Origin of the sequence: Bradyrhizobium sp. (assembly GCF_049798375.1) — a bacterium.
Classification (GTDB): domain Bacteria; phylum Pseudomonadota; class Alphaproteobacteria; order Rhizobiales; family Xanthobacteraceae; genus Bradyrhizobium.
Genome location: NZ_JBARGP010000115.1, coordinates 24535 through 32653, shown reverse-complemented (window position 1 = coordinate 32653; position 8119 = coordinate 24535). Strand labels below are relative to the sequence as shown.

Here is an 8119-nt window from a genome sequence, read left to right as displayed (position 1 = left end):
GGCGCGATCTCGCGGCTCAACTCGGGGTCTCCCGCGGCACCGTCCGTGTGGCCTACGAGCGTCTCATCGTGGAGCAATTCGCGATCGGCCTGGGGGCGGCGGGAACGCGTGTGGCGGAGCGCCCGCCCCGATCGACAACGGTCGACGGGGCGCCCGAGGCCGTCCCTCTGCCGAACCTTTTCTATGAGTTCGGAAGCGCGCCCCTGCCGTTTCAGATGGGCGTACCCTCTCAGGACGCCTTCCCGTTTAAGCTGTGGTCACGCATCCTGATTCGGCAGACCCGTCGGGCGGCGCCGGCGACGTATCCGGATCCGCGAGGCGACCCGGAGCTGCGAAAAGAGATCGCGGCCTATTTGGGGCTGGCCCGCGGGATTCGATGTAGTCCCTCTCAGGTGCTGGTAACGGCCGGATTCTCCGGCGCGCTCGGTATGGCGATCCGAGGGCTTCAGCTTGAAGGGATGCGAGCTTGGATCGAGGACCCGGGCTTTCCGCTCACGCGCACCGCGCTCGGCCTGGCTGGCATGTCCGTGGCGGCTGTCCCGGTCGATGCCGAAGGACTGGATGTTGCCGCTGGCGTCCGGAGCGCGGCCGGAGCGACGCTGGCTGTTGTAACACCGGGCCAGCAGGCGCCGCTCGGCATGACCATGTCGCTGCCACGGCGGCTTGCGCTGCTCGCTTGGGCTCGGCGGAGCGGCGCCTGGATCGTCGAGGACGATTACCTCAGCGAGCTGCAGCTGGACGGACGGGCGGCTCCGGCTCTTGCTTCTCTCGATCATGGAGGACGGGTGCTGCACATCGGCAGTTTCAGCAAGACGATCAGCCCGGCGCTGCGGTTGGGTTTCATGATCTTGCCGCCGGAACTGGGTCCTCGGTTCGGTGAGCTCGCGGCGTGCCTGGCGCCAGCGCCGGCTGCGGCCGTGCAGCGCGCAGTGGCCGAGTTCTTGCGGGAAGGGCACTATCTTCGCCATCTGCGCCGCATGAAGCGGCTTTACGCTGCCCGAAGGGAGACCCTGCTGCGTTGTCTGCGAGAGATGGCGTCAGATTCGGTCAGGGTGCAAGCAACCGCCGGTCTGGCGGTGGTGATCTCGCTTCCCGACTCTGTGTCGGACGTGGATATCGCTTCGCGCGCCTTTCAGCTCCGCTTGGCACCGGCTGCCCTGTCGCCGTGGTCTATGCAGCGTTCCCAGCAGCAGGGGCTGCTGCTCAGCGTGACCAATCTCAACGAACGGCGGCTGAAGACGGACTGCCGTCGGCTGCTGGAATTGGCGCGATAGCACCGATGGACGCAAGACAGGCCCGGGCGATGGGTATCGCTTCCGTCTGCGGCCGCTGGGCTAGGGCGGAGAGGTCGCGCAACTCATCCTACGCGCTGATCATGAGTGTCGTCATTGCGAGGAGCGACAGCGACGAAGCAATCCAGGTTTCGCTTTTAGCTCTGGATTGATGCGCGGAGCCCGTCACGGGCCGTGTGTAGCGCGGACCTATTGGCCCGCACTGACGTTACGGTTGGTACTTCCTCGAGACACCGATCAGTTCGTCAGCTTCTCGAGCTGCTTGAAGCTGCCGTCGGGCCGGATCTGGGTCATGAACACATCCGGCGGGTGCGTTTGCCGCGCCGCGCCGAAGGCGATGACGTCGCCGCCGATGTCGAACTGGCCGGCTTCGTTGATGACGCGCAGGAGGTCGGCGCGGGTCGGATTGGGACCGGCCAGCTCCAGCCCGCGGGCGGCCACCCGTCCGATGAGATAGCCCTCCAGCGACTGAAAGTCCGGGGTCTCGTTCGGGTCGAGCGCCTTCTGCGCCGCCTGGTAGTCGGCGACGAGCTTCAACCGGGTATCCCATGGGAACGGCACCACCTGGGAGACGGTGATGCCGGCGGCCTCGCGGCCGAGCTCCTTCGCCAGCGCGGTGCCGTTGACAAAGGACACCGCGGCAAAGGCCGGATGGAAGTCGCTGCGATGCGACTGCTTGATGAATTCGGCGCAGGGACCGTAGGTGCCGACCATGATCACGGCCTCGGGCTCGGCGCGCTTGATTACCCGGAACGCCGCGCCGATGCCGCGGGTGTTGCGCTCGAAGGTGCCTTCGGCGGTGAGTTCCATGCCGCGCCGGTCGAGCGCGGCCTTGACGCCCGTCAGCACGTCGCGGCCGAACACGTCGTCCTGATAGAAGATGCCGATCCGCGTCTGGTGCTGATCCTCGACCAACTGCCTGACCAAAACCTCGGCCTCGGCATCGTAGCGCGCGCGGATATTGACGACGTTCTGAAATTCGGGGCCGTTGAGGAATTCGGCGCCGGACACCGGACCGATGAAGGGCACGTCGTTGGCGGCGGCAATCGGCGCCGTCGCGGTCGCCGTCGGGGTGCCGACCGCGCCGATCAGCGCGAATACCTTGTCCTCATAGATCAGCTTCACTGTCTCTACGACGGAGCGGTCGGGATCGTAGCCGTCGTTGCGGCTGACGAGCTTCAGCTTGCGACCATGGATGCCGCCCTTGGCATTGACCTCGCTAAAGGCGGCCAAGAGGCCCTGGCGCGTGGATTGGCCAAGCGCCGCGGACGGTCCCTCCAGCGCCGCCACCTGGCCGAACAGGATGGTGTCCGGGCTCACGCCGACCTCGTCGGCGATCGCGAGCGACGACGGCAGGCTGCCGACGAGCAGCGCAAGTCCGGTCAAGATCCGCAAAGGCGATTGCAACCTCATTCGTCCTACCGACCGAACGTCCCTGCTACCAGAAGCTGCAATTCGATCCGGGGACATCGGATCGAAAGGGGGACATGAATTGTCCTGCGCTAATGGTTCATGAGTTTCCGAAGTTCACGTAAATATCCCGCAGCAAATGCGCCGCGATCATACGGATGTGATCATCGGCCGCGATCGGCATGGCGGCGCCGGCAGGTCCGCGGTCATCGGGAAAGGAGTGCGTTAACCAACTGCACGCTTGCCGCGGTGTCTTACCGGGATTTTTGAGCGTCCTTAACCGCGGCCGTGTCCTATCGCTTCGAATGTAGGCGGGACAGCCGTTTTGGCGGAAATCGGATTGCAGGCCAGAGCAGACAGAAGACAGGCCATGATGAGCGATGGTGACGAGATCCGCGTGGAAGCTCCGCGCGGACCGTCTTCGCCCTCGTCGCATGCGCCGTTGGCGAAATACCGGCTCTATCGCCCGGCGCTGATCGCGGCCGGCATCGGGCTGGTGGCGACGCTTGTCGCCACGATTGCGGTCGGCCGCTGGGAGAACCGGCTCGCGCGCGCCGATTTCGAAAGCATGGCCGAGGCGCAGGCGACCCTGATCCAGAACGGCGTCAACGAATATGTCAGCCGGTTGACCGCGCTGCGCACCCGGTTCGAGTCCGCCAACGAGGACATCACCCGCAACGAATACCAGACCTTCAGCACGCGGCTGTTCGAGTCCCATCCGGGTCTCGTGCGGGTGTCCTGGCTGCCGCGGATCACGCGCAAGGAGCGCGGCGAATACGAGGCCGCGGCGATCACCGACGGCGTCCCGGCATTCCGCATCAAGTCCTATCCTGACGGTACGGTGGCGCCGGAGAGCGACGAATATTTCCCGGTCTATTTCTCCACCGAGCCGAAGACCGCGATCGTCTATGGGCTCGACTATTGGAGCATTCCCGAACGGCGTGCGGCGCTGGAGCAGGCGCGCGACTACGACGTGATCGGCGCGGTGCGCACCCAGCTCTACGATTTCAAGCAGGGCGGGCCCGCGAACGCCGTGATGATCGGTGTACCGGTCTATGCCAAGGGCACCTCCCGCACCACGATCGCCGACCGCAGGCGCAACCTGACCGGCTTCGTCATCGGCCAGTTCGATCTGCCGCTGTTGCTGCTGTCGATCCGCGCGACCAGCAAGGCAAGCCCTGCGCTTGCGATTACCGTGCTGCCGCCGGAGCAGGGCCCTAATTCCGGTGGGATCGAGCACGGCGGCGAGCTTGCCGCCGACACCATGCGCCGCGCATCCGAGACCGGACTGTACTGGCAGACCAAGCTGCGCATCGGCGATGCCGAGTGGCAATTCCGGGCCGCGCCTGCTGCCGGCAGCATGCTCACCACGACCCATGACCGTGCGCTGGCGCTGTATGCGGCAGGTATCGCCATCACCATCTTCCTCTCCGTCTACCTGGTCGTTTCCGGCCGTAGTGCCGCCAAGCTGGCGCTCGCCAACCGCCGGGTGCTGGAGCTTGCGCAGACCGACGCGCTGACCGGGCTCGCCAACCGCGCCTTCTTCCTCGAGCAGCTCGAGCAGATCATCGCCGGAGGTGGCAGCGGACGCTTTGCGGTCTTCCTGCTCGATCTCGACCGCTTCAAGAACGTCAACGACACGCTCGGCCACGGTGCGGGCGACGCCCTGCTGGTGCAGGTGGCGCAGCGGCTGAGGTCGAGCCTGCGATCGAGCGACGTGCTGGCACGCCTCGGCGGCGACGAGTTCGCACTGGTCCAGGTCGGTGCTCCCGACCATCGCGTCGCATCGGTCGACCTGGCCCAGCGCATCGTCAAACTGATCTCGGAGCCGTTCCAACTTTCGGGCCAGCGCGTCGAGATCGGCACCAGCATCGGCATAGCGCTCGCGCCGGAGCACGGCAACGATCAGGAGCAGCTCCTGAAGAAGGCCGACATCGCGCTGTACCGCTCCAAGGGAGCGGGGCGCAACTGCCACACCGTGTATGACGACGCGATGTCCGCCGAGCTCGAGGCGCGCTCGACGCTTGAGGGCGATCTCCGCGACGCCATCGCACGCTGCCAGTTCGAGCTGCACTATCAACCGTTCTACGATGCCGAGACCGGCCGGCGCTGCGGCGTCGAGGCGCTGTTGCGCTGGCGGCACCCGGTCAAGGGCCTGGTGCCGCCGGACCAGTTCATTCCGCTGGCCGAATCCACCGGGCTGATCGTGCCGCTCGGCGAATGGATCATCGGCCGGGCTTGCGACGACGCCACGCTGTGGCCCGATGATGTCACGGTCGCGGTCAATCTGTCGCCGGTGCAGTTCAAGCAGGCCGAATTGTTCGACGTGATTGCGGCGGCGCTGAGGAACTCCGGACTGGCGGCGGAGCGGCTCGAGATCGAGATCACCGAATCCGTCCTGCTCGAGCGCAAGGCCGAGAACGAGCGCGTGATGGAGCAACTGAAGGGGATTGGGATCTCGCTGGCGCTGGACGACTTCGGCACCGGCTATTCGTCATTGCGCTCGTTGACCGCATTTCCGTTCGACAAGATCAAGATCGACAAGAGCTTCGTCGCCAATCTGGGTCAAAGCCACGAAAGCACGGCCGTGATCTCCTCGCTGGTGACGCTGGCGCGCGGGCTGGGCCTCAACATCACCGCCGAAGGCGTCGAAACCGAGGAGCAGCTCGCGCAATTGCGCGAGCTCGGCGTCAACTTTGCACAAGGTTACCTGCTCGGGCGCCCGATGCCGGTCAGCCAGCTCGAGGACCATTTGCAGGTCGAGGCCCAGCGGCGCAACGCCGCCTGAGGTTCAGAGACGGCGGTAGCAGGAGCGCCGCGCCTCAGTCGTCACTATTCTCGCCATGCTGCGGCGCCGCGATCTCGCGCATCCAGCGCGTGACGGTCGAGACGTCGCGACCCGCCGGAGCTTGCGCCATGACCCCGAGCAACGCCGCCTCGCGCGCGGCCCGCGGCGTGATGCCATAGGCGGCCTTGAACGAACGGGCGAAATGCGCGTCGGAGCCTAGCTGCCAGCGCCGTGCCACCTTGCTGATCCGCACCCCCCGTGCGCCTGACGCCGCGAGCTCGAAGAAGGCGCGATGCAGCCGCCGGCTGCGGATGTATTCGGCAACGCCGCCGATCGGTGCGAACAGCCGATACAGCGAGGCGCGCGACAGGCCGAAATGCAGCGCGATCGCGTCAGTGCTGAGATCGGGATCGGACAGTCGCGCCTCGATGTGCTGGCGGATGCGAAACAGCGAGGCCTCGGCCGTCACGGTGCGGTCCGCGTCGCGGCGTTCGAACTCGCCCTTGAGGCAGGCCGACGCCAGGGCGACCGTGCCCTGGACCGCCGCCAGGCATTCGTCTGGCGTCATGCGCGGCGCATATTCGAGCAAGGCCGACAGGTGTCGCGCCAGCAGCTGCGCCAGCGCGCTGCGGCCCGGCAGCACCAGGCCGTGCAGGTCGTTAAGCTGCAGCAGGCGCGCATCGAATGTCGGGCGCGGCACCACCAGGGTGACGTTCTCGAAGGCGCGTGCCCTGGTCTCGAAGGTCCGGGCGAGGTCGAGCACGCAGATGTCGCCGGGCTCGACGCGGATCGGCATCTCGCCCGCCACGCCTTCGTAGCCGCCGTTGACGTAGAGCTGCAGGATGATGTGGTCGACGCCGCTGCGCGCGATCGTTGCAGCCGTGCGTCGGAAGCGCTGACCGCTGGCGCGGGCCATCCCGAGCAGGATCGATCCCATGGCGTAGGAGCGCAGGTCGGCACGGAAGGGTTGGTGCTCACCCGCAGCCAACTCGTCGACTTCGAAAAACGTCGCGGTGCTCTCACGCCAGGCGGCGATGTTGTCTTCGGGTCCCATCTGCTCGGACGAGAAGCCGAAGCTCGGCAGAAGGGAGGATACTGATTCAAACTCGCTGTTCACGCTACGCGCCGTCGCTTTTGGCTCAATTGGTTTGAGCTTTTGTCTCAATCTCTTGATCGGGTGTTCCCGTCGGTCGGTTCGGCTTGACCGCACACCACGCACGCAGGCTATAGGATCAGCCAAGTTGCTGACGAAGAAAAGACAAGGTCGTTGAGCGTCACCTCAGGTCGAACGCAGACTTGACGGCACGCGACGCGCGAGCACGAACCTGCGGCGAGCACCTTTTTCATCACCAATACGCATCATTGCGAGACTGTTTCATGACGTCGCGCCCGCCGGTTTCCGGCGGGCGTTTTTGTCATGAGCAGCGGTCCGACGACGACATCGCTATTATCGGGCGCCGAAGGCCTTGAAGGTGATGATGGTGTGGGTGTCCTGGATGCCGGGCAGCACCTGGACCTTCTCGTTGATGAAGTGGCCGATGTCGGTGTCCTTGTCGACATAGAACTTCACCAAAAGGTCGTAGTCGCCGGCGGTCGAATAGATCTCGGAGGCGATCTCGGCCTCGGCCAGCGCATTGGCGACCGTATAGGACTGGCCGAGCTTGCATTTGATCTGGACGAAGAAGGGAACCATCGCGCGCGTCTCCGAAAGGGGATAGGCCGTAATATAGCCTTTTCCGCCCAAGTCGATATGGTTTCTGGGCCTGCGGCCGCGGGCAGGGCGCCTTGCCTGTCGCAGGCGGGGCGCGTTAGGAGAGGCCATGACCACGCCCATCGCGCTCACCATCGCCGGCTCGGATTCAGGCGGCGGCGCCGGCATTCAGGCCGACCTGAAGACCTTTGCCGCGCTCGGCGTCTACGGCGCCTCGGTGATCACGGCGCTGACGGCCCAGAACACGCGCGGCGTACGCGGCGTCCATCCGGTGCCACCCGACGTCGTCACGGCGCAGCTCGGCGCCGTATTCGACGATCTCGCCGTCGGTGCGGTCAAGATCGGCATGGTGGCGAGCCGCGGCCTGATCGAGGCGATCGCCGCCGGCCTTGCGTGCTGGATCCCAGGGCATGTCGTGCTCGATCCGGTCATGGTTGCCACCTCGGGCGACAAGCTGCTGGCCGAGGATGCGGTCGACGGCCTGCGCCGCCTGCTGATTCCCCGCGCCACGTTGATCACGCCGAATCTGCCGGAGGCCGCTGCGCTGCTCGGCGACACCGTCGCAACCTCCGAGGCCGCGATCGCCGATCAGGGCCGCAGGCTGCTCGGGCTCGGCTGTCCGGCCGTCCTGATCAAGGGCGGCCATGGCGAGGGCGCCGAGAGCACCGACTATTTGATCACAAGCGATGCCACGCTGCCGCTGACCTCGCCCCGGCTCGCCACCCGCAACACCCATGGCACCGGCTGCTCGCTGTCCTCTGCGGTGGCCGCTGGGCTTGCCAAGGGCGAGGATCTCGCCAGCGCGGTCCGCAGCGCGAAAATCTTTATTACCGACGCCATCGCCGCGGCCGATCGCTTCACCGTGGGTCATGGCCACGGCCCGGTGCATCACTTCCATCGATTCTATTGACGAGGCGG

Annotated in this window: 6 protein-coding genes; 3 read left to right on the top strand and 3 right to left on the bottom strand. The window is 66.0% G+C overall.

Features of this window, described 5'->3' with window-relative positions:
- A partial coding sequence (locus WA702_RS05355) for a PLP-dependent aminotransferase family protein (RefSeq protein WP_425109496.1) occupies positions 1 to 1274 on the top strand: 1274 nt, incomplete at its 5' end.
- Positions 1275 to 1529: 255 nt separating this feature from the next.
- On the opposite strand, the gene WA702_RS05350 is transcribed toward WA702_RS05355, so the two are convergent.
- Positions 1530 to 2705 (bottom strand): ABC transporter substrate-binding protein, encoded by a 1176-nt coding sequence (locus WA702_RS05350; RefSeq protein WP_425109495.1) that lies wholly within the window; start codon positions 2703 to 2705, stop codon positions 1530 to 1532.
- Between the two features lie 367 nt (positions 2706 to 3072).
- Here WA702_RS05350 and WA702_RS05345 point away from each other — a divergent pair, with 367 nt between their 5' ends.
- The gene (locus WA702_RS05345; protein ID WP_425109494.1) at positions 3073 to 5490 is read left to right on the top strand and encodes a bifunctional diguanylate cyclase/phosphodiesterase; all 2418 of its coding nucleotides are present in this window, start codon (positions 3073 to 3075) and stop codon (positions 5488 to 5490) included.
- Between the two features lie 34 nt (positions 5491 to 5524).
- Here the strand turns inward: WA702_RS05345 and WA702_RS05340 are convergent, their stop codons facing one another.
- Together WA702_RS05340 and WA702_RS05335 are read right to left on the bottom strand one after the other, a co-directional pair.
- Positions 5525 to 6607 (bottom strand): helix-turn-helix domain-containing protein, encoded by a 1083-nt coding sequence (locus WA702_RS05340; RefSeq protein WP_425109493.1) that lies wholly within the window; start codon positions 6605 to 6607, stop codon positions 5525 to 5527.
- 330 nt (positions 6608 to 6937) lie between these two features.
- Complete coding sequence (locus WA702_RS05335; RefSeq protein WP_425109492.1) at positions 6938 to 7183, bottom strand: Lrp/AsnC ligand binding domain-containing protein; 246 nt, start codon at positions 7181 to 7183, stop codon at positions 6938 to 6940.
- 127 nt (positions 7184 to 7310) lie between these two features.
- On the opposite strand from WA702_RS05335, the gene thiD reads away from it, so the two are divergent.
- Entirely contained in the window at positions 7311 to 8111 is an 801-nt protein-coding gene (thiD, locus tag WA702_RS05330; protein ID WP_425109491.1) for a bifunctional hydroxymethylpyrimidine kinase/phosphomethylpyrimidine kinase, read from the top strand.
- Positions 8112 to 8119: the final 8 nt, after the last annotated feature.